This is a genomic window from Aestuariibacter salexigens DSM 15300 (assembly GCF_000429145.1).
Taxonomy (GTDB): domain Bacteria; phylum Pseudomonadota; class Gammaproteobacteria; order Enterobacterales; family Alteromonadaceae; genus Aestuariibacter; species Aestuariibacter salexigens.
The window spans coordinates 198,109-220,530 of record NZ_AUBH01000005.1 but is presented as its reverse complement, the minus strand read 5'-3'; the positions used below and the strand labels follow the sequence as shown (position 1 = coordinate 220,530).

The following is a 22,422-nucleotide window of genomic DNA, read 5'->3' as shown; positions in this document are numbered from 1 at the left end:
AATGCAAAGATCCATTTAGAGAATCGCCGCGTAACTACCATGCACTGTTGAAAGTGTGTACGCGTTCTTGCTGTTTGGCCCATCCTCTGATGGGCCTTTTTTTATGTCGGTATGATACAGACGCTGATTATCGGCGTTGATAAACTCGACCTGCAACCTCGCTTCTGACACTGTCACATAGGCAAATCCCGCCGTTGCACTGGCAAAACGAGTTTGCCGGTCGGTGGATTCAATATCTCTTAACTTTCCGCCGGCACCTGATACGAAATGATGGGTAAATGATCGCGACTTGTGATGCTGAAGGCTGTGTTCATGCCCAGCGAAGTATGCCGTTACCTGGTAGCGTTGAAACAGCGGTTCGAGCACGGTCTGAAGTTCAGCGTTGTCGCCATATTTACCCGCGCCATACAAAGGGTGATGACCCACCACAATCGACCAGTCATTTTGGCTGTCAGCTCTGGACAATACGTCTCGCAGCCAGACCTGCTGTTTTCCGTCAGAGACGGTGTGCAGATTTGCATAACGGTCCGGACGTGTTACGTAGGCAGTTATCCATTGATTGGTATCTAACATGGCAATGGTGATGTGTCCGGACATGAAGTCGACGTAAAGTGGATAGTATAAAGACGGCAGATGCCAGCGCGGATTGCTCTGATGATACTGCTGCTGGGCTGCTACACTGCCTTTATGGTCGTGATTGCCTACTGTTACATACCAGTCAAGGTCACGTAAGTGAGTTAAGTTGTAAATATTTTCATAGGATTGCAGCCATAGCGGATCGTGGATATCACGAACTCCCTGATCGTAAAAGTTATCACCGGTGGTCAAAATAAAATCAACTCGCTGATTGCCGGCCAGACTATTCATCGCACTGGCCACATCACGCTGTTGTGTGCCGCCGTAATTGCCCCAGTCACCCAGTACAATGAATCTCACGTCCTGAAATGGGATCTGAATGTTGACCGACTGCGGCGTATTTATAACAGGTGGTGGTGCAGGAGAGCAGCCCATCAGAAATAAAAGCCACAATGCTGCTAGGAAAAGACTCATACGATCACCACCAGGTCGCATAGAGTGCAATCAGAATAATGATGCAACCTACAGTAGCGACATTAAAACTGCGTCCGGTGCTAAAGCTGACATGGGATATGTCGATGCTTTCATCCTGTGTTGCACCTTTAAACAGCAGTGAAACACCAACGGCGAGGCCCAGGCATAACAGAAACACCAGTCCAACGCGATCAACAAAGGGCAGCTCTGGCCACCACACGCGTAACGCGATGGAAAACGCCGCAGAGCCTAAGGCTGCAGACAATGCACCGTTGGAGCTGGCGTTTTTCCAGAACATGCCTATTAAAAATATCACCACAATGCCGGGCGTAAAAAAGCCTGTGAATTCCTGAATATACTGGAACGCCTGATCAAACTGCCCTAACAATGGCTGCGCTACCAGTAACGCGGTTAGCAATGCACTGAGAGAGACTAAACGGCCGGTACGGACATAGTGCGTCTGAGTCTGATGCGGACGCAAATGCTTATAAATATCCATAGTGAATATTGTCGATACACTGTTGGTCATGGATGCCAGTGATGACACAATCGCCGCCACCAACGCAGCAAAGACTAACCCTTTCAGTCCTACTGGCATTAGACTAATCATCGACGGATAGGCCTGATCAGGTGCATCCAGATTGGGAAAGAGCATGACGGCGGCAATGCCTGGCAGCACGACGATAAGTGGCATTAACAGTTTCAGATAGGCTGCAAACGCAATGCCTTTTTGCGCTTCCGCAAGGCTCTTTGCAGCCAATGCACGTTGTATGATGTACTGATTAAAGCCCCAGTACGAAATATTCATTATCCACATGCCGCCTACAAGTACAGATATACCGGGCAGGTTTATATATTGGGGATTATCTTTGGACAGAATCATGTCGAAATGGCCTGGAAGTTCAGCAGACAGCGTGATAAACCCTTTTAAGGCCCCGTTTCCGCCAGACACGGCGTCCAACGCCAGATAACTCAGCAATAGCCCGCCAAACACGAGCAACACCACCTGGATAATATCGGTATAGGCGACTGCCTTTAGGCCGCCATACAGCGAATATGCCACAGAAAAAGTGGCCAGGAATACCATGCCGATAAGCCAGTCAATCCCCGTGACGGTATTTATCGCCAGACCACCTAACCATAATACCGCGGTAAGGTTAACGAAAACGTAAACAGCAAGCCAAAACACCGCCATTATAGTCTTGACGCGGTTGTCATATCGCTGTTGCAGGTATTGAGGCATGGTGTAAATCTGGTTTTTCAGAAATATCGGCAATAGAAACTTGCCAACCAGTAATAAGGTGAGTGCGGCCATCCATTCATAAGAGGCAATGGCTAAACCGAGGGCATAGCCCGAGCCCGACATACCAATAATCTGTTCGGCAGAAATGTTGGATGCAATCAGCGATGCACCAATTGCCCACCATGGCAGCGCTTTGTTAGCGAGAAAATAATCTTGGGTATCTCTTGGCCCCTGATGTCCACGTCTGGATATCCACCAGGCAATGCTGATCAGTAGTGCCACATAAGCAATAAAAATGGCAATATCGAGGACGTGTAATTCCATGTTTGACCCTTTATTCGTCGCGGCTGTTATCAGCCTATCCTGCGTCCCATAATGCGTCATTAATTAAACTATAGTCTAGCAGTACATTGATTATCGCTGTGCAGTTGTAGTACAACTGTGGCACACAGCACAAATTAACGGCGTAGCCAACTTGCGTAGTTGGTGTTGCAACCGCTGATGTAAAGGGCCCACAACATGAAAATAAAAACTAAACTCGCCATCTCTTTGGGGGCGTTGTCTCTGATCATTCTGGTGGTAGGGATTTTCGCCGTAAATGGTCTGTCCAGGCTTGACGCACAGAACGAGATTTCTACTTCTCTTGCCAGCGCCGATTTGAATCTTTACAAGGCTCGTTTGGCACAGGCCGACTATATGTTGACTGAAGATCCGAAATTTGCGGATACGGTACGAAATGATCTGTCTGTGGTGAGAAAACGCTTAGAAAAGGCCAAGTCTTTGTTAAGTCGCGATGAAAGCATTAGGCAAGTTGACAGTATTCAGGCCTCGATCAGACAGTTTTCGGAAGCGTTTGAAGAACTGGTACAAGTGTACGAAGACATGGAAGGATTTGCCCGTCAGGCAGAGGTGACCACGGTCTTATTGGATACCGCTGAGCAGGCATCGAAAACTACAGACGCATTAATAGAAGTAGAAACCGAAGCCGCACAAAGCGTGCGCTCTAACGTCAGCACCACGATTATTGTAGCCATAATACTCGCTCTTGGGGCCAGCATTGGACTGGCTTTATGGTTGGTCAAAGCGATCCTTACACCACTGTCGCAGTCCAGTCAGATTGCCGACGAAATAGCCAAAGGCAACCTTACCTTCTCAATGGCCGTTGATGGAGATTGTGAATTTTCTCAACTGAATAAGGCGCTGTTGCAGTCCATTAAAACCTTACATAAAACGGTCTCAGAAATCACCAGAGCACTGGATAAGCTGACGAACATCAGTCAGGAAGTGGAAGGTGCGGTAAGTCAGTCAACACAGTCAATGAGCGAACAGCAAACCGAAACCGATCAACTGGCTACCGCATTGGAAGAAATGGCCGCGTCGACCACAGAAATCGCCAACAGCGCAGAATCGGCGTCCAGCACCAGTAGTGAAGCGGAGCAGCAGGCTAAATTAGGTGATGATGTCATCACTCGGTCTCGTATGGCTATGCTTGAACTCTCTGAAGCGATGGAGCGGGCCAGTAATGTGGTGACGAAGCTGGATACGGACTCAAAGAGTATTGCGAATATTGTGCAGGTGATCATGGAAATCGCCGAACAAACCAACCTGCTTGCTCTGAACGCCGCTATCGAAGCTGCCCGCGCGGGTGAGCAGGGGCGTGGTTTTGCGGTGGTGGCTGATGAGGTAAGACAACTGGCGAAACGTACCCAGGACTCAACATCTGAAATCACCCAGATCGTGGAGTTGATACAGAAAGGCGCCGCCGACGTGGTCAGAGTTATTGACAGCTCTAATGCCCAGTCTAATCAGGTTGTCGAGCTCAATGATGAAGCATCAGCGGCATATGCCAGCATTACTAAAGCGGTGAATCAGGTGTCAGATATCAACACCCAGGTGGCAGTTGGTGCAAGCGAGCAATCACAAGTGAGTGATGAAGTCAGCCACAACGTCATGCGCATTAAACATCTTGCCGACGGCAATACAGACAACCTTAAGCGCATCCGTCAACAGGCTGAGCAGCAAGCTCAGGAGACCCGTGCGATCAAGAAACTGGTGGATTTTTTTACCGTTTAAAGACGCCATACGATATGAAAAAAGGGGCGTTGCGCCCCTTTTTCTGTTTGCCGACATTGGCCTCAGGCCAAGCCGAGTTTCTTCTCCAGATAATGGATATTCGTGCCACCAGCAAAAAAGTTTTCGTCAGCCATTATCCTGCGTTGTAGCGGGATATTGGTTTTTATTCCTTCAACGACCAGCTCATCCAGCGCATGACGCATTCTTGCGATAGCGACGTCTCGACTCTCGCCATAGGTAATGAGTTTACCTATCATGGAGTCGTAATTGGGCGGCACGGTATACCCAGCGTACACATGCGACTCCCAACGCACACCTAAGCCACCTGGCGAGTGAAACATACTTATCTGGCCAGGACTGGGGATAAACGTATCCGGATCTTCGGCATTAATGCGGCATTCGATGGCGTGACCACGAATCTGAATCTGTGATTGATCGATAGAAAGCGGCTGGCCCGCTGCAATGCGCAGTTGTTCCTTAATCAGGTCAACGCCAGTGATCATTTCAGATACTGGATGCTCTACCTGGATTCTGGTGTTCATTTCGATGAAATAAAACTCGCCTTTTTCATACAGGAACTCAAAGGTCCCCGCTCCGCGGTAACCGATTTCCACACAGGCCCGGCAACAACGCTCGCCGATCTTATTGCGCATTTCTTCGGTAATGCCGGGCGCTGGTGCTTCCTCAACCACCTTTTGATGACGACGCTGCATTGAACAGTCTCGTTCACCAAGGTGTATAGCACTGCCCTGACCGTCGGCCAAAATCTGGATCTCGACATGACGTGGGTTTTCCAGGAATTTCTCCATATACACCATATCATTGCCGAACGCGGCACCTGCTTCGGCTTTGGTGGTTTCAATGGCTTTAACCAGTTCGCTTTCAGTACGCACCACGCGCATACCTCGACCACCACCGCCACCGGCAGCTTTGACGATTATTGGGTAACCAATACGTTTGGCGATAGCCTTATTACGCTCGGCATCGTCAGTCAGCGGCCCATCTGAACCCGGCACACAAGGAACACCAGCCTTTTTCATGGCATTGATGGCGGAGACCTTATCACCCATCAGATTAATAGTTTCAGCCTTGGGTCCAATAAAGACGAAGCCACTGCGTTCGACCGCATCCGCAAAGTCAGCATTTTCAGCCAGGAATCCATAGCCTGGATGAATGGCAATAGAATTGGTCACTTCGGCGGCTGCGATAATGCGCGGAATATTTAGATAACTTTCTGATGCCGCTGCGTTACCGATACAGATTGACTCATCCGCGAGTAACACGTGCTTAAGCGTGCGGTCTGCCGTTGAGTGCACCGCCACGGTTTTGATGCCCAACTCTTTGCAGGCACGCAAAATCCGCAAGGCTATTTCACCACGATTGGCGATTAAGACTTTATCAAGCATGATTGACTCCGCTTATTCGATGATGAACAGCGGCTGGTCAAACTCGACTGCATCCTGATTGTCGACAAGAATCTGCTTAACCACGCCGGCTTTGTCTGCTTCGATCTGGTTCATCATCTTCATGGCTTCAACAATGCACAGCGTGTCGCCAACATTCACGCGATCACCTTCTTCTACAAAAGGTTTGGCACTGGGTGAAGAAGCGCGATAGAAGGTGCCAACCATCGGTGAGCGCACAGTATGACCGGTAATTTCCGGCGCTGCTGCTTCTGCAGGTGCTGCTGCCGGAGCAGGTGCTGCAGCAGGCGCCTGAGGTGCAGGCATTGCGGTTGGAATTGAGTAGTGCATCGGAGCGGATGCAACAGGTGCGTTACGCTGAATACGTACTGACTCTTCACCCTCAGTGATTTCCAGCTCAGCAATGCCGGATTCTTCAACTAGTTCAATCAGTTTCTTTATCTTGCGAATATCCATAGTGTTGTCTCTAACTCGTTATTATTTGCTGTTAACATGCATAAACGCTGCATCCAGGGCCATATGATAGCCATGCGCACCAAATCCACAGATCACGCCGATGGCGACGTCAGATAGGTAAGATTGATGCCGGAATGTCTCGCGTGCATGCACATTTGAAAGGTGTACTTCAATAAACGGAATTGACACGCTGAGCAGCGCGTCTCGCAGTGCGATGCTGGTGTGGGTCAGTGCCGCGGGATTTATAATGATGATATCGACACTGTCTTTTGCCTGCTGGATACAATCGATCAATTCATGTTCAGCGTTAGACTGGACGTGAGTCAAGCGGTGTCCCTTTTGCTGTGCGGTATTGCGCAGCGAATCGACAATATCATTCAGTGTTTGCGAACCGTAAACATCAGGTTCACGGGTACCAAGCATATTAAGGTTTGGGCCGTTGAGCAGTAAAATTTCCACGAAATTGACGCTATCTTCTCTAAAAACTTCAGCTTCCGCCAAATTTAAATAAAAATCCAGTATGCAACGCACTACTGGACACAATCACTGGCGTTTTATTCATCAATATGACGTATTATAGACACTCGTGCGAGTTTCTCAGCAAAATACTGGTCTAATCAGGGAAGTTCATTGCTTTATTGACGAAGTTTTTAGAATTCTCAGTTTTGTACTACTGTTAAAGGCCTCGTAAAAATGGTTTGTCGCAGTAAATAACGACAAAATTGTGTAGAAAACTGTGTGGGTGAACATCTATGAGCTACGAAATTAATATCACCGCCCATATCCCTAAACCCCTCGAGACGGTATTCGCAGACTTCAGTGACCATGGCAAATTTGGCACTATCGTCGGCGCAAATATTGTGCGTATACGCGACAGTCATACCACTTATGTCAACGGTATTGGCTCTGTACGACGGATCTCCAGTTTCGCCGTGCCGTCATTCGAAGAGACGATAACCGTTTTCAAGCCGAACCACAGAATTGAATACACCGTAAGCAAAGGCAGTCCTGTAAAGAATCATCTTGGGCAAATTGAGTTTCGTAAGGAAGAAGAGGGAACGACAGTATTATACCATATCAGCTTCGAACCACGAACCGCTATTCCTGGATGGGGCGTGATGCTACGTAGACTGATTCGTCATCCAATTGTGGCGGGTATCAAACGCTACAGTCACAGCGTCTAGGAGGTAGCCTGAACTACATTGCACATTTGCATCTGGCGCAGCATACCAGCACTCATCTGCTCGGCAACTTCCTTGGTGATTTTGTGAAAGGTAAACAATGGCAACAGTTACCTATCGAGTTGCAAAAAGGTGTGCAGTTACACCGATGGATTGACAGTTACACTGACCGTTCTCCGATAGTCCAGCAATTGACCAGGATTTTTCCTCAAGGTGTGCAGCGCTATGCAGGCATTGCCATCGATATCTACTTCGACCATTTGCTCGTAACGTCCTGGTCTGATTACTGTGAATATCCGGCTGATGACTTATACTCAAGGTTTTATCAACAACTTGAGAATAGTCCCAAGATGTTGCCCGTCAATGCACACTTTTATCGGGTTCGTCGTGGCCTGTTGGAACGCAGGTGGCTCGCCCACTACGGTAATCAGGTTACCTGTCTTAAGGCGATGCGCGCGATTGAGCATCGTTCACGTTTTACGTTGGACTTTGCTGAGACGTGTTATCACGTGCTAAGGACACACCATGGGACCTTCGTGCAACATTTCACGGAATTCTATCCGCAGCTGTTATTCAGCGCTCAGAAGTATGTCAATGAAAGCTTCAAATGCCAGGAGACGCTTGCATGATTTATGAAATTACCCATCCATTGGTACAACATAAACTTGGCTTGATGCGGAAGCAATCGATCAATACTAAGCAGTTTCGGGAATTAGCAAGTGAAGTCGGTAACTTGCTGACCTATGAGGCGTCCCGTAACCTGCCTATGGAAACGGTGACGATAAAAGACTGGAACGGGGGCGATCTGGCCGTAAAACGGGTGAAAGGTAAAAAAATCACTGTAGTACCCATTCTCCGGGCGGGTCTAGGCATGCTGGACGGCGTAATGCAACTGATACCTAACGCCAAAATCAGCGTGGTGGGCCTATACCGGGACGAGTCGACTTTGCAACCCGTTGCCTACTTTGACAAAGTGGTGAAAGATGTGGACATGCGAACCGCCATGATTGTCGACCCTATGCTGGCAACGGGCGGCACGCTGATTGCCACCATTGACTTACTCAAAGCGAAAGGATGTCAACATATTTTCGGCCTGTTTTTGGTTGCGGCACCAGAGGGTATTGCAGCTGTACAGGAAAAACACCCGGACATTGATATCTATGTTGCATCGATAGATGAAAAGCTGAACGAACAAGGGTATATTCTTCCCGGTCTAGGCGATGCCGGCGACAAGCTTTTTGGTACTAAATAGCAGAAGTAGTAGTGTAATTCGAACATGCGGTTAATGTTCGCAAGCGAGGTTTTAGTGTCGCAAAACGCTTCACGACCATCATTCTATATTGATTTGGCCTGTTTACATGCATTCTGGGCAGTGCTGTTTGGTTGTCTACTTCTCACTTCAACTGCACACTCTCAAACGTCCTCACCACTTCTCACTGAACCGAGATTCAGTCAACTTTCCAGCGACATAGGTCTGTCGCAAGACACCATTAATGCCATGCTGATCGATAGCGATGGCTTTCTGTGGCTGGCTACTGAAAGTGGTCTTAACCGCTATGATGGTTACCACTTGCAGCAGATACGTGGACCTAATAATGAATTTGCCGACGATAGTATTTATGCGCTGTTTGAAGATACCAATGGTGATATCTGGACCAGCACGTTAAGTCGCGGCGTATTCCGAATTGACCGGGATACCGGCGCGGTCTCTAACCCGATAAAAGTAGAATATAAAGGCTATGACAACTGGTACCAAACTGCCGAACAGTTTATTCAGGTAGGAGATGACACACTGCTGGTTGTGCTGCTCCAGAGTATTGTCGAGATTACCCTGTCAACGGGCAAGCAGTCACTGATATTCGACCTGCTGGAATACGGGTTAGAAGACGTTGACATTATTCGTTTCGTGGCGAGGACCGACGACATCTTATTTTTGGCTACCTCAGCAGGACTAATGGCGATAGACCAACAAACTGGCAACGTCGTAAAAATCGATCACCTGGGGGACGTAACGGCCAACCGAGACAATGTTAACGTTAAATATCTGCATATTGAGGATGATCATCAGCTTTGGATAGGGTCAGTTGAAGGTCTTTACATGCTGCCACTACAGCCATTGATCGAGTTTGTTAAAGGCAACCCGCAGCAGCCTGCAGCGCAGCGTAAAGTATCCCTCCTCAACATCTGGGATATGGCCCGTCACGATAACAAGCTGTTTTATCTGGCCACCGATCAGGGTTTATACACCTTCAATCTGGACACAGAACAACTGGAGTTTGTTTTCCGGCCTACTGACTCGAGATTGTTATTATCTGATGATGATATTACACAGATACTGGAGACCGACAGCCAGCAGCTCTGGCTGGCAACGCCCAACGATGGTGCTTTGTTATGGTCTCCACGTTCAACGTTGTTTGAAAATGTCCTTAGCGATGCACAAGACCCTCGAACTTTGAGCAGCAATCTGGTGTACAGCTTCTATCAGGAAAATGACCTCGAACTGTGGGTCGGCACGCAGAATGGTTTGAATCGATATGATCTACAGACTGGCGATGTACAACGCTTTCTTGTTACAGATGATAAGAAAGCGGTGTATTCAGCAGCCTCTATTATCGCAATGAAACAGGCTGAGCCGGGTTTCGTTTGGCTGATCACAGGTATCGGTATTCGCAAATTTGACCTTAATAAAGGTAAAGTAGTGCCGCTTAATCTTACCAGAGAGGGCGGTGCACTGTTTGATACGGAAGAGGCCTATGGATTGATGCCTGATAATCAAAACGGTGCGCTGCTCGTCTCCGAAAGACGCTTCTGGCGTGTCGATTTCAGCACTGGAGAACTGGTTAACAGTGAAATTCTCTCTACGACTCTGAATGCCGATAACTTTTACGGTTTCTTTCCGGACGTAAACGGTGATAGTGACTCTACGCTTATTACCATGATGGGCGAACTGTGGCGTTACAATACCAGGACCAAAGAGTTGGTTAAGCTGCACGAAGCACAGCAGGTGCATTCCGAATATGCGGTCGCACCGTCAAATTTTGTGATGGATGATAACGGCATCTTGTGGGTGACCTATCCCGGCAACGGACTGTATGGACTGGATCCAGACACCTTTGAGCAGAAGCACTTTTTCAACGTCAACAACGGTCTGCCAACCAACATGGTGTTTGGCCTCAAAAAAGATGCCGATGGTAATATCTGGATGTCTTCTCACAAAGGCGTGCTGAAACTTTTCCCGGACTCGCTGCAAATAGTACGATTTGACGCAAAAGACGGTTTGGCGACCAATGAATTTAACTGGGGCGCAGATATACAGCTTCCCGATGGTCGCATCGTTTACGGTTCACAGTCAGGATTTACTTTATTTAACCCATCTGACCTGACATCGAGTGTCGATGCATTCAGCAAAGTGGTGATCACCAATGTTGGACTGGTTTCTAAACCTTTAAGTGATGCGCTGGTGGATTTTAGCGGTCAGCGCCTGACCCTGGAACATGACGATCTAGGACTCACCATACAATTTTCCAATATGCATTATGACCAGTCTCAGAATGCTGAATATGCCTATTCGCTAAATGGTGAATCTCTGGTTGAATACCCGATTACAAAACAACCTCAGGTAACCTTTCCCGCACTTGAACCTGGCGAGTATACCTTCAGTGTCAGTACGTTTGATTTAACTACCGGTGAGAAAGGCCCGGCCAGCGAGCTGCGGATAAACGTCAAGTATCCCCCCTTTGCGTCACCACTGGCCTACACCATCTACACGATTTTGGCTGTGATAGTCATTATCGTCATTCAGTATCGTCGCCAATTACAGAACGAAGCGATCCGCGCGGCGCATCGCGAAACGCTCAGAAGTGAGAGCCGTTTATCCATGGCATTGATGGCCAGCAACAGTAATGTGTGGGAGTGGGATGCCGACTCGAATCGGATATTAGAGCCCCGCCTGAGCGCCGAACTGGGTTACCTGACCTCTCATGATGAACAGTCCCTGCACGATCATGTCAGCATGATCCATCGTGAAGACAGAGATTCTTACCTGTCAAAATGGTCTCATGCTATAAAGAACAGCGATGCAGGATTCGATGTGACATATCGCCTTCAGGCAGCCAATGGCGACTACCTGTGGTATCGCGACGTTGGCTCGATGGTCAAAAGTGCGGACAATGCGCAGCTTAAAATGGTCGGTACCTATACCAACATGACCGAATCCATGGACAACATGGAAAAGGTGCAGCTATTTGGCGAAGCCTTTCAGCATACCCGCGACTGGGTGGTCATTTTTAACCGTAATTTCCAGCCAATCGTGACCAATCAGGCCTTCAATGACGCACTGGGTGTAGACCCCTCTCGCAATATGCAAAACGAGATTCAACGGGTGTTTCAGGCGCAGCAGTCAGCGCAGCCAGAATACCTGAAAAAAATGCGTGAGCTCAAAGCGGGTGAGCATTGGAACGGTGAAGCACAGGTAACATCGGTAGATGGCCGCGTGTACGACGTGGCTATTGGTATTTCAACCGTAACCAGCCTGCACAATGAGCAGGAAATCGACCGCTATCTGGCTATCCTGTCAGATATTAGCGAACAAAAAGAGGCGGAAGCGGCGCTCAGGAAATTGGCCAACTACGATAACCTGACGGGGCTTCCGAACAGAACCTTACTGCTGGATCGTATTAAACACGCCTGCGATCAGGCCAAGCGAGATAAATTTAGTGTTGGCTTGTTCTTTATCGACCTGGACAGGTTCAAACAGGTCAATGACAGTCTCGGCCATGATGCCGGTGATGATTTATTGAAGCTTGTGACCGAAAGGATCAGTGGCGTACTGCGTGAATCAGATACCGTCGCGCGATTGGGCGGTGATGAATTTGTGGTGATGGTAGAGCATGTTGAACATATTGAAACCCTTAGCCACCTCGCTGCCAATATGATTAAGGCAATTGAAGAGCCCGTCGAGCTTCGTCAACAGACTGTCAGTGTATCTGCCAGTATCGGTATCGCGTTGTATCCGGAGGATGCGACCTCCCCGGATGAGCTGCTCAAGAGTGCCGACATTGCGATGTACCATGCCAAAGACATCGACAGTACCGGATTCCAGTATTTCACAGCGCAGATGAATCAGCTTGTACAAGCCAAGCTCAAGCTGGAAAACCAGGTCAAACTTGCCCATACCAATAAACAATTCGTCAATTACTATCAGCCAATTGTGGACGCACAGTCTAATGTTGTTGAGGGATTCGAATTGCTCATGCGCTGGCCGACCGATGCTGGCATGATCTCGCCAGATGAATTTATTCCGGTTGCTGAAGATCTTGGTCTCATCGTCGATATGACCTGGAACGCCATTGACGACGCACTGCGGCTGCTTAAACAGTGGCAGCAGATTAACCGTAATCTGTATCTGTCGATCAACCTGTCTGCACGCCATTTCAGCTCTACACAGCACCTTGATGAGGTGGTCAACAAGCTCAATGAAGAAAATATCTCGCCTTCCAATATTCGCTTTGAAATAACGGAAAGCGCGCTTATGTCTGATTATGAACGGGCGATGACGGCGATGGCGGATATGAAAGCACGCGGGTTTGTTATTGCCCTTGATGACTTCGGCACAGGTTATTCATCGTTGAAGTATCTTAAAGACTTCCCTATTGATGTGATCAAGATTGATAAAAGTTTTGTGCAGGATATTGGCGTTAATGAAAGTAATGAAGGGATCATTCTCGCCACATTGCGCATGGCCGAAAGCCTAAAAATGAAATGTGTTGCCGAGGGCATCGAAACACAGGAACAGGTGCAGTTCTTCTGCCGTCACCAATGTCATTACCTGCAAGGATATTACTTCTCTAAGCCCGTACCTGGCGAGGACATTCCTGAACTTATTAAAGAACTCAAAGGTGTGGTTATCTGCTAAGCCTGAACGGCAGGGATTCAAAATTTCCGAATGGTCTGGCGCGGTATACAGCGAAATGCAAATGGGGCAACGAAGAGAAGCCGGTATTGCCCGAATAGCCAAGTAAATCTCCTGCTGACACGCGCTGTCCCTCACTAACCGTAACTCCATGCTGCTTAAGGTGGTAATACTCACCGGTGGTGCCATCGTCGTGCATGATCACCACATAATTGGCAAAACGTGCGTATCGTCGTGACGGGCCGCCGCGGCTATGACGGCTCTCGATATCAATCACCATACCGGCTCTTGCTGCATGCACTGGCGTACCAACTGGCATGGCAAAATCTACTGCATAGCGAGAGCTGCCCGTGTGGCTATAACGTCCACCAAAACCCTGCACAATAGGGTAATGCTGCCCAGGCGCAAAAGGCTTGTAGTAAATCGCGTTATCATCGTGGCGCGCATGCATATCACCAGGTGACCAGAAGAAATCATCGCTGTAGCTCGACGGCTTATGCGAGTGCATTGTTGTCAATTCCAGTACCCGAATGCGCTCATTTCCATCTACCACGCGGGTCACCTCATAGCGACCATTGTTCCTTTTACCATCGGTCAGATTGTTGCCTTTAACCACCAGCGTAGCGGTAAAAGGGTAGGGTTTGGCATTAACCAGCCAGAACACATAACGCCCTTCATGATGGGTGTCGACTTCCACGCATGCCCACTGCTCAATACAGTAATCGGCGTGCGCACAGGCACTCACCATAAGCATGACGAAACAGAGTATTCGTTTAGACCAGTGCATAAAGTTAATTGGCTTTAGGGTTATCAATAGGTACGACAACAGACCGCAAAACAGTGCAATCGTATTAGCCTAATTCGACGAGTGGTTCAGATTCTGGGATAACGCTATGATTTTAACTGGCCGAGTGACTAAATATTTTAGTCAATCAAGGTGAACGACATATCAACTTTGACGATAAAATCTTCATAGATACGCTGACGATGACTGCTTTCAGGCACCATGGCATAACAGGCGGGGCGCGGCTGTACCTCCTGCAACTCAAACCACAGTCCGTCTAACGCATCCAACCCCTGAATGATAAAGGTCTCCCCCCAGGACGTTGCATATACCAATAAGAGATCGTCCAGCGTCGCCTTGAGGCGCAGTGCCTCAAAATTGACGATTGCCAGACAATGCACAATGCGTTGCGGGGTAAGAAGATCCTGTCGTGGGATCGTACTGACTTTGATTGGCGGAAATAATTTCTCAGCTGTAACGGTTAATTGATACAAATCATTTTCAGTTACCGGGTCGGTATCGTAATCCAGCAAAATTCTTGAACGACTATCGATAATCCGATTACTCACACACCACAGTACGACATGTACTGGGGTGTCGTCGCTGCGCAAGCGGCTGTGCTTGAGGCTGTCTCCATGGTTATTCAGTTTATCGCCTTCATAAAGACTCCACTGGCGCTTGCCATTTCGGAGCTTCTTGGACTTGAGCGTCACAACCGGGCAGTACAACGCTTCATCAAAACCACTGCGTAAATATTCAATTTTATTTGGTTTTTTCGAGTAAAACGTATCTAACCGTCGGCCCAGCACCGTCATGTCTTCCTGACTGACCGTGGCACTCTCCAGGCGTAATTTAGCAGACATACGACGGTAACACCGGATCAGAAAACTGTGGATACGCCGGCTCAGTGCTACCAGCTTTGCAAAGCTCCACTCCTTGATATTATCGAGGTCGCGAATTTCGCTGCGGGTCCAGCCCCACTGTTTCACGTAACCGGCCATGATTTGGCGCTTGAAGTTGTTGTCATCTCCTGCCGGCAGACTTAACTGGCACCCACATTTGATATACAGACATTCCTGTAAAAGTGCGACCACATCGAATTGTTCTGTTTTGCTGTAGTGCTCAATAAGCTGGTCAAACATGAGTGCATAGGGGTCAACAAAACTGACGTTGCCGGGTGCATCAACCCCGTTATGCACCTTTTTCTTAAGCAAATTACACAGCGGCTGCTCGGTATCCAGATTTTCCAGAAACACTTCTAGCTTGGCCATTTTGAGCACTGATTTAAATGGCGAATCCATAGCTTTACTGAGCTGCCAAATGGCTGCGCCAAACAGCTCACCCGGGTCAAGCTGCTCCAGATTGCCGAGATCCATAAACCATTTCGGATCCGGAGACTCTCCTTCCTTCAACGTACTGATGATCGATTGATATTGCTCAGCATTGGTATTGTCTGGCATTAGCCACCAGAACGGTGCTTTACCTGCTACCACAATATTAGTGGTATAGAACTCGGCTTTTAAAAACAGGGCCTGTGCCGACCCGGCGCTGTCTCCCTCGGCAACACCAAAGTCATTGTTTCTAACCTTTTCAATGTCGGATAAAAAGAAGTGCGCCTCAATGTCGTAATTGTCCAGCGCCCACTGCTCGATATACAGAAGTTTCTGTTCAAGTGCTTGGAGCTGTTTATCATCGAAACGGCTGCTGTCGATACACACCCAATAATCGAAATCAGAACGATAAGACTGTGCAATCGTGCCTATGCTGCCCATCAGCACCAGCGCGTCGATGTAGCGTTGCCTTGGCCAGATGGCCTTCATATCATCGAACTGCTCGCTCAAATGAGGGAACATATGTTTTAGTGCTTGCGTTACTTCTGGCCTGAGAGCGTAGTTATTCAGCCCGAACGGAACGTCAACACCTTCCGAGTAACCCGGTAAATCAGGATGATTAACGTGTAAAAGGAAGGGTAAAACGTGGAACAGCGGTTTTTGATCATCAGGCAACAAGGCCAGAGCGCGTTCGATTCTGGCCTTGTTATATCGCAATACCCTGAGCAGGCGAATGGCGAGGTTTTGCTGGATCGTCAGTGACTGTTGTGCGCCCATTCCACAATCATAGTTAATACAACTTGTTATACAACAAGTTAGCGGAGTATCACTGATTATTGCCTAAAGCGGCGGACTATGCACTGTCTATTCAGCAAATATTCTCTCAACATGCCGGGCGAAAGGCTCCGCTTGCATAAATCCGGTCACACGGGCATTGCTCAGCTCTCTACCCTGTTGGTCAAAAAACAGTATGGTAGGCAAACCGAGAATGGAGAAGTGCTCCTGGAACGCCAGATTCGTTGGCGTGTTATCAGTTAAATCTATTTGCATCCATACCGTATTACTTAACGCATTTACTACCGCAGGATCGGGAAAGGTGTATTTCTCGAATTCTTTACAAGCCACACACCAGTCTGCATACAAATCGACCATAACGGTTTTGCCCTGTGCAACGGCGTTTGCTAATTTTGCTTCAAAATCATCCAGATCTTTGACCACCAGAAACTCAGGGTGGCTATTATCCCCGAGCTGAGATTGTGTGGATGAGTGAAGTGCGTTCAGAGGTTGTGGAAACACTGCCTGATAGCTGTAGAACGCTGAACCGAATAAACCGATGAATATCAGCAGCGCACGTAAACCTTTGCCAAAGCTCACCTGTGTGTCCTGATTCATGACAAAGAAATAAGTGAAGGTAATGAGTCCTAGCGCCCCCCACATCACATCAGTCCAGCTGGAAATCCATAGTCTCTCAACGAATATCAGTGCGACCGCAAGCATCATAAAGCCGAACGTCACTTTCACCACGTTCATCCAGTTACCCGCTTTCGGTAACAGCTTACCGCCGGTAATGCCAAACAATATGAGCGGGATCCCCATGCCGATGCTGAGTGCGTACAATGCCCAGAAGCCAAGTACTAAATCGCCGCTTTGTGCGATAAACAGTAAAATACCGGTCAAAGGTGCAGTGGTGCAGGGCGACGCGATCAGACCGGAAAGTGCGCCCATGACGAATACGCCAAAGTAGTTACCGCGTGTCTGCTGGTCGCTTAAATTATTAAGCTTCTCCTGCCAAGCGCTTGGTAGTTGAAGCTCGTAAGCGCCGAACATGACCAGCGCAAGAGCAATAAATAATACGATTAATACACCCAGAATGACCGGATGCTGCAGCGCTGCCTGAAACTGCACGCCGGCAGACGCCACCACCAATCCAAGCAACGAATAGGTAATCGCCATGCCCTGTACGTAGACAAAACTAAAGCTGAACGCTCTGGACGTCTTCACCTGTTTGCCCTGACCGATCACGATACCGGATAAAATCGGGTACATAGGGAACACGCATGGGGTGAAGGCCAAGCCAATACCCAATAGTACGAATAGTGCCAGGGTGACGAGTAGCCCCTGGTCACTGGAGAGTAACTCAGCTAGTTCAAACTGCTGTGATATCGGCGCGTTAGTGTTGCCAGACACATCAGCAGTGCCATCGCCGCTGCTGGTGCTCATCTCATCAAGATACACCACCTGGGTAGTAGGCGGATAGCACAGGCCAGCATCTGCACAGCCCTGATAGCGCACTTTAACAACGCCATCCTGCACTGAACTGATGATCGGAAAAGTAATGGCGACCTGATCGTAAAAGACGTCAGATATGCCAAAGAATTCATCCTCAATCTGTACCGCGGTGTCAGGATATTGTGGCTCGCCCAATTCGGCGTTTTTCAGTACTGTCTTGAACTGTTTTTTATACAGATAATACCCGTCGGCGATGTCCCAACTGACGATTAAACGTTCGCCCTGCTGATCAAATTCAAACTGAAAAGCTTGGTCGACGGGAAGGAACTCCGGCTCTTCAGAAAACAAATCTGCGAGCGGATCATTACTCTGAGCTTCACACGTCCATGGAAAGCTCATGGCCAGCGCCAATACAAACAGAACGATATTCTTAAACTTCATGAATAGCCACTTTGTTGATTATGTTTTAATACTGTTATCCAGCCATGAAAGGTAGTCTTCGCTGCCACCAGCGACAATAATGATCATCCACTCGGGAACATCATAAGGATGCAATTCTATCACGCAGTTGTAAGCTGCCTGAACAACATCCTGACGGGTTTTTATCAGCAACTTGCATTCTGCGTCCTGATTGACTTGTCCCTGCCAGCTGTATACCGATGTGATACCCGGAATGATATTCACACAAGCGGCCAAGCGCCGCTTGACGAGTTCGCTAGCCAGTTTTTGCGCAACGTCTTCGGACGGACAGGTTGTTAACGCCAAACACGCCGATGCTTTCATGTGTATTCCAAGACCCGTAATTGTTTCAGTTTCTTTCAATCACCTTAACAGTGCTTGCATGTTGGGCAAACTACCCCATCATAATAGATTGAATGACCTTAAACGAATGTGAAGGCTAAATTGTTTAGTAAGCTATTTTTATTATTCGCGATCATGCCGATCGTGGAGATCGCGTTGTTAATTAACGTAGGTGGTATCATCGGCGGGTGGAATACTGTAGCCATCGTTATTGTGACCGCATTCGTGGGCGCGTGGCTGGTGCGCAATGAAGGGATCGCGACGTTCAGCAAAGCTCAACAGAAAATGGCCACGGGCGAAATGCCAGGTCAACAAATGGCCGAAGGATTGCTTTTGCTAGTCGCAGGTGTTCTGCTCGTTACCCCAGGTTTTATTACCGACATTATTGGCTTTTTATTGGCCATGCCGGTAACTCGTCCGCTGCTGGCCAGGCAGCTTATGCAACATATGGCAGTGCGAGTGGTCAACGTGCATCAGCAGGGCAGTGCGCAAGGTTTTTATCACCAGCAGTCTCAAGATCCTTTTCAGCGGCGCTCCCACAATCACCCTGATGGCGATGTGTTTGAGGGCGAGTATGAGCGCAAGCCTGACGACGACCAGAACAAGCTTCGTTAGGGCAGCAATTATCCAAATGCAACCAGCAGCATAATTAACGAAGCCACCAAAGTGATCATAATGACCGTATCCAGTATTCCCATGGTGTGATCGTTCTCCAACAAGGAGGCTAATGTGTTGAGCGTAGGGAATAAAAAAATGACCAGCAGTATATGCGGGATAGAGAATGCAATCGGCAAGTCCGGGTGAGATGGATTAAAAAATAGCTGATAGATTGCAATCGTCGCCAGCGTAAATGGAACGATAAGAAACAGCAGTTGCGTTATACCGCCGAATGCATTCGCCAACGCGATGCCATATTCTTTTTTCCGATGCGAGGTCCATAGGATAACGTACTCACTCATACCGGCAAATGCAGCCAGAATAAATGCAGCCAGTACCTCACTTAAATGCATGACATCAATCGCCACTTCGGCAAAATACGCGACTCTCTCACCACCAAGAAACGCGCCACCGATGCCCACCACCAAAAGCAGGAATATCTGAGAAAACGAGCTGTTTTGGACGTTTTTGTAGACTAAATCCAGGCGCTTTTCTTTTTGTTCTTCGGTGAGTGAAAGTGCGCTTTGCACATCTTCTTCTTCCTGACTTAAGTCCTTTAGCATTTTGTACAGATATGCCACAAAAATCACCAGCATCAAGCCGCCGATAACCAGTAAATCTGTGGGTGAAAATGACTGCTTGGGATGGGCGTTGGTGTTAAAAACAATCATTACCAGGCCCATAGCCAGTCCCATTGCCCCACCAGCAATCAATACCTGCATGCCAGCATCGGTAATCGGTTTTGGCATCAGAAACTTACCGTGTGTGTCACGGGGCAGAAAGTAGGAATAAACGCTGAACACCAGGGCGTTATTGTAGATGGTCACCATGACCAGAATAAATGCCGTTGTCGGGCTAACCGGCACTAAAAAGGCAATGACAATACACTCTGGCAAGGTTGCCAGCATTTCAGCTACCGTGCCCGCAACATAGTGACTCCAGCCCATGCGTGCTGCGAAACGTTCTGTGGTGGTAACCAGGATCTGGCAGGCGGCTTGTAACATAAGCAGCCCCACCAGCAGTGACAGCCACGCAGATACCGGCACTGACACAGCAAATCCCGTATGCTGCATAGCATAAAGAGTAAGCCATAAGATAAACGCCAGAGATATACGTCTGGCCCAGGGCGGCGTAGCGTATTTTAGTAGCTGGGGCGGGCGGCCCAGGTGCAGGATGGACAAGCGGTCAGGATCAATACCCGCTTTACGCAGTACATTATGGTGTACCGCTTTACCTTCGGGCAATCCAGCAGCGGCCTTGCCACTAGCCGAGCGCTTTTGGACATCATCTGCATCACCGTGCTTCACTGTCTGTGTCTTTAAGGTTAACAAAAAGTCAGGGTACAAAAAGTACAGCCAAAAGCGCACTGTCTATGCTTAAGCATTTGATACAGGTCAGTATTTAATACTCAATTAGGCTTGGACGTTCCTTAAGTATAAAATATTAGCTTGCATTCATGGCGTGTTCAACAGAGTCGTCTGACGCAAAACACAATCCTCTATTAATCTCGTCCATATTCTCGACCATAGGTTGCGAGGAACAGATATATTCATGCGGCAGATGACGTATCAATGCTTGGTTATTTTGACAAACATAAGCGATGCTTTGATTTTTTAATGCTGTTCAATTGATACTAGCACAGCAGTCTAGCCAGTCTTCATAGGTACGTTGAAAGGCTTCCTGGTTATGTAACCGTTTCACCGCAGCACCTAATGCCGGAACGAGATGGCTGTATGCAGAGGCTTTGGATAACCCAAGGTACACATCTCTTTCGGTATTCCAGGTAAACGTCGCTTTTTTCAATAAGGTGTTATCACCGCGTCGCGAGATCAAATAATCGACAACAACCTCAGTGCCGATAAAGGTATCAATGCGATTTTTAAGTAGCATATCGATCAGCCTTTCGTAATTCACAACCGGCACTTTTTTTAAATTCGTGTCATTGTCAAAACGTTCAAAATATTGACTTTCTCTGAGTAAACCTACGATAAGTCCGGACAAGTCATCATAGGCTGCAATATCCTCTTGTGTTGCGGCGTTGAGATAGAAAGCCTGAGGCGAGGTAGTAAATGTAGGCGGTTCAATAAAATGAATGAACGCATCTCGCTCAGCGGATTTGAACATACTGATATACAGATCTGCTTCACCCGTTTCCATCATTCGAATGCAGCGCGCGAAGGGGCACAATAAAAATTCCAGTTTTGCATTAAGCTCATCGGCCAGCAAATACGCAACGTCAATATCAATGCCATAAGGCGCACGATTTTCTTCAGCTATCATCCACGGTGGAAAGTGGTCTACCGCAACCTTTAATTCTGTAGAGTAGCGTTCGACAAAAAATTGGTGATAGTACTTCAGGAATCCGTCACGACTGCTTTCAGGAAGATGACTTAAGTGCGCATGTATGTGCTCATCGCTGCCATAAGCCGTTGTCAGGATGCGATTAACTTCCGCAATCACTTGCTTGCCCAGTTCAGAGCGACTGCAGGCAATATAACTCACTAAAAACTGCGCCGATTGCTGCAGTGGTATCGAATGTAATTCGCTAATACCAGGGAACCGGGTGCGCTGTACGAAAAAATGCGACGGGTACTCAATTGACAAATCGACCATGCCTTCGGTAAGCAACTTGGGTGTTGCACTGTAGCGGTTATCCAGCGATAACCTGACGATTTGTTGTGATGGGACATTGGAGAGCATCTTATCGATGCCTGGTCCGTATGAAATATTGTCCAACACAGCCAGTTTAGCGTCAGGATTTGCCTTCAGCAGCTTGGCCAGGCTACTGAGCTCCCCTTTTGCGTTAAGTGCGCCGTCTGGAATGTTCAGTCGTTCAGGATGAAAGAACAGCTGCGGCAGTGGGTGAATGTTCATCGGTAGGCTAAACAGATTATCTGTCTCACGCTGCGGGTTTTTCAGGCGACTCGATACGCAGGTGTTATCGGTTTGTCTGAGTTCTTTATCGATGCGTGAAACGGAGACGACATCCAGTTGCAGGTCGAACTGAGTGAGCTGACGATAGACAATATTGGCGGTATCCATACCAATTGAATGCGATGATGCCTCGCGAAAATACTTCAGATCGTCTTTATCATCGGTGAGCCATTGCACCCGTTCTGCGGCGATACCGGGTAAGGTCACAGAGAGTAAAGTGATAAACATTATGACGTACTGCATGTCATTTATATTGTCACTAAATTGTTCGCTTTTCATGCGTTCTGACATCGCATTATGAAATTTTTTTGTACTTTTTTTATAAAAAAGCCTTGAGATCATCAGGGC

The 22,422-nt window shown here is 48.0% G+C and carries 17 protein-coding genes; 6 read left to right on the top strand and 11 right to left on the bottom strand.

The features are described 5' to 3' along the window. Window positions 1–15 precede the first annotated feature (15 nt). Complete coding sequence (locus G441_RS18390; protein ID WP_169726069.1) at window positions 16–1,050, bottom strand: metallophosphoesterase; 1,035 nt, start codon at window positions 1,048–1,050, stop codon at window positions 16–18. A 4-nt stretch (window positions 1,051–1,054) separates the two neighbouring features. Then, a complete protein-coding gene (locus tag G441_RS0109800; RefSeq protein WP_026376193.1) occupies window positions 1,055–2,617 on the bottom strand; it encodes a sodium/sugar symporter in 1,563 nt (520 codons plus the stop codon). Window positions 2,618–2,812: 195 nt separating this feature from the next. Between G441_RS0109800 and G441_RS0109795 the strand changes: the two genes are divergently transcribed. Continuing rightward, window positions 2,813–4,366 carry a methyl-accepting chemotaxis protein gene (locus G441_RS0109795; protein ID WP_026376192.1) on the top strand — a complete coding sequence of 518 codons (1,554 nt, stop codon included), beginning with the start codon at window positions 2,813–2,815 and terminating at the stop codon, window positions 4,364–4,366. A gap of 62 nt (window positions 4,367–4,428) precedes the next feature. Here G441_RS0109795 and accC read toward each other — a convergent pair whose 3' ends face one another. The 3 genes from accC to aroQ are packed head-to-tail and all read right to left on the bottom strand — an operon-like array spanning window position 4,429 to window position 6,705. Then, on the bottom strand, window positions 4,429–5,772 hold the full coding sequence (gene accC, locus G441_RS0109790) for an acetyl-CoA carboxylase biotin carboxylase subunit (RefSeq protein ID WP_026376191.1): 1,344 nt from the start codon (window positions 5,770–5,772) through the stop codon (window positions 4,429–4,431). 12 nt (window positions 5,773–5,784) lie between these two features. After that, the gene (accB, locus tag G441_RS0109785) at window positions 5,785–6,246 is read right to left on the bottom strand and encodes an acetyl-CoA carboxylase biotin carboxyl carrier protein (RefSeq protein ID WP_026376190.1); all 462 of its coding nucleotides are present in this window, start codon (window positions 6,244–6,246) and stop codon (window positions 5,785–5,787) included. A 21-nt stretch (window positions 6,247–6,267) separates the two neighbouring features. Next, window positions 6,268–6,705, bottom strand: coding sequence for a type II 3-dehydroquinate dehydratase (aroQ, locus tag G441_RS0109780; RefSeq protein ID WP_026376189.1), 438 nt, complete (start codon window positions 6,703–6,705; stop codon window positions 6,268–6,270). Window positions 6,706–6,998: 293 nt separating this feature from the next. Between aroQ and G441_RS0109775 the strand changes: the two genes are divergently transcribed. Genes G441_RS0109775 through G441_RS18385 form a run of 4 tightly spaced genes read left to right on the top strand, consistent with a single transcriptional unit; the run spans window position 6,999 to window position 13,341 of the window. Beyond that, window positions 6,999–7,430, top strand: a complete 432-nt coding sequence (locus G441_RS0109775; RefSeq protein WP_051275467.1) for an SRPBCC family protein — start codon at window positions 6,999–7,001, stop codon at window positions 7,428–7,430. Between the two features lie 8 nt (window positions 7,431–7,438). Beyond that, window positions 7,439–8,056: an acyl carrier protein phosphodiesterase gene (locus G441_RS0109770; RefSeq protein ID WP_026376187.1), complete on the top strand. Its 618-nt coding sequence runs from the start codon at window positions 7,439–7,441 to the stop codon at window positions 8,054–8,056. Next, window positions 8,053–8,679, top strand: coding sequence for a uracil phosphoribosyltransferase (gene upp / locus G441_RS0109765; RefSeq protein WP_034474789.1), 627 nt, complete (start codon window positions 8,053–8,055; stop codon window positions 8,677–8,679). The genes G441_RS0109770 and upp overlap by 4 nt, the downstream gene beginning before the upstream one ends. 24 nt (window positions 8,680–8,703) lie before the next feature. Beyond that, on the top strand, window positions 8,704–13,341 hold the full coding sequence (locus tag G441_RS18385) for an EAL domain-containing protein (protein ID WP_156896335.1): 4,638 nt from the start codon (window positions 8,704–8,706) through the stop codon (window positions 13,339–13,341). On the opposite strand, the gene G441_RS0109755 is transcribed toward G441_RS18385, so the two are convergent. The 4 genes from G441_RS0109755 to cutA form a co-directional block, all read right to left on the bottom strand. Further along, on the bottom strand, window positions 13,331–14,125 hold the full coding sequence (locus G441_RS0109755) for a M23 family metallopeptidase (RefSeq protein WP_240485116.1): 795 nt from the start codon (window positions 14,123–14,125) through the stop codon (window positions 13,331–13,333). The genes G441_RS18385 and G441_RS0109755 overlap by 11 nt on opposite strands. Window positions 14,126–14,262: 137 nt before the next feature. Further along, on the bottom strand, window positions 14,263–16,230 hold the full coding sequence (locus G441_RS0109750; RefSeq protein WP_026376184.1) for a class I adenylate cyclase: 1,968 nt from the start codon (window positions 16,228–16,230) through the stop codon (window positions 14,263–14,265). A gap of 87 nt (window positions 16,231–16,317) precedes the next feature. After that, the gene (locus G441_RS0109745) at window positions 16,318–18,123 is read right to left on the bottom strand and encodes a protein-disulfide reductase DsbD (protein ID WP_026376183.1); all 1,806 of its coding nucleotides are present in this window, start codon (window positions 18,121–18,123) and stop codon (window positions 16,318–16,320) included. A gap of 18 nt (window positions 18,124–18,141) precedes the next feature. Continuing rightward, entirely contained in the window at window positions 18,142–18,465 is a 324-nt protein-coding gene (gene cutA / locus G441_RS0109740; protein WP_026376182.1) for a divalent-cation tolerance protein CutA, read from the bottom strand. Between the two features lie 153 nt (window positions 18,466–18,618). On the opposite strand from cutA, the gene G441_RS0109735 reads away from it, so the two are divergent. Beyond that, window positions 18,619–19,098 (top strand): FxsA family protein, encoded by a 480-nt coding sequence (locus tag G441_RS0109735; RefSeq protein ID WP_034474841.1) that lies wholly within the window; start codon window positions 18,619–18,621, stop codon window positions 19,096–19,098. 8 nt (window positions 19,099–19,106) lie between these two features. Here the strand turns inward: G441_RS0109735 and G441_RS19295 are convergent, their stop codons facing one another. Both G441_RS19295 and G441_RS0109725 read right to left on the bottom strand, forming a co-directional pair. After that, on the bottom strand, window positions 19,107–20,447 hold the full coding sequence (locus G441_RS19295; protein ID WP_156896334.1) for a hypothetical protein: 1,341 nt from the start codon (window positions 20,445–20,447) through the stop codon (window positions 19,107–19,109). A 316-nt stretch (window positions 20,448–20,763) separates the two neighbouring features. Continuing rightward, window positions 20,764–22,353, bottom strand: a complete 1,590-nt coding sequence (locus tag G441_RS0109725; RefSeq protein WP_169726067.1) for a transporter substrate-binding domain-containing protein — start codon at window positions 22,351–22,353, stop codon at window positions 20,764–20,766. Window positions 22,354–22,422 lie beyond the last annotated feature (69 nt).

Coding starts and splice junctions, on each gene's coding strand:
- G441_RS18390 (WP_169726069.1), bottom strand. CDS start 1,050: ATGAGTCTTTTCCTAGCAGCATTGTGGCTTTTATTTCTGATGGGCTGC.
- G441_RS0109800 (WP_026376193.1), bottom strand. CDS start 2,617: ATGGAATTACACGTCCTCGATATTGCCATTTTTATTGCTTATGTGGCA.
- G441_RS0109795 (WP_026376192.1), top strand. CDS start 2,813: ATGAAAATAAAAACTAAACTCGCCATCTCTTTGGGGGCGTTGTCTCTG.
- accC (WP_026376191.1), bottom strand. CDS start 5,772: ATGCTTGATAAAGTCTTAATCGCCAATCGTGGTGAAATAGCCTTGCGG.
- accB (WP_026376190.1), bottom strand. CDS start 6,246: ATGGATATTCGCAAGATAAAGAAACTGATTGAACTAGTTGAAGAATCC.
- G441_RS0109775 (WP_051275467.1), top strand. CDS start 6,999: ATGAGCTACGAAATTAATATCACCGCCCATATCCCTAAACCCCTCGAG.
- upp (WP_034474789.1), top strand. CDS start 8,053: ATGATTTATGAAATTACCCATCCATTGGTACAACATAAACTTGGCTTG.
- G441_RS18385 (WP_156896335.1), top strand. CDS start 8,704: ATGCGGTTAATGTTCGCAAGCGAGGTTTTAGTGTCGCAAAACGCTTCA.
- G441_RS0109755 (WP_240485116.1), bottom strand. CDS start 14,125: ATGCACTGGTCTAAACGAATACTCTGTTTCGTCATGCTTATGGTGAGT.
- G441_RS0109750 (WP_026376184.1), bottom strand. CDS start 16,230: ATGGGCGCACAACAGTCACTGACGATCCAGCAAAACCTCGCCATTCGC.
- G441_RS0109745 (WP_026376183.1), bottom strand. CDS start 18,123: ATGAAGTTTAAGAATATCGTTCTGTTTGTATTGGCGCTGGCCATGAGC.
- cutA (WP_026376182.1), bottom strand. CDS start 18,465: ATGAAAGCATCGGCGTGTTTGGCGTTAACAACCTGTCCGTCCGAAGAC.
- G441_RS0109735 (WP_034474841.1), top strand. CDS start 18,619: ATGCCGATCGTGGAGATCGCGTTGTTAATTAACGTAGGTGGTATCATC.
- G441_RS0109725 (WP_169726067.1), bottom strand. CDS start 22,353: ATGAAAAGCGAACAATTTAGTGACAATATAAATGACATGCAGTACGTC.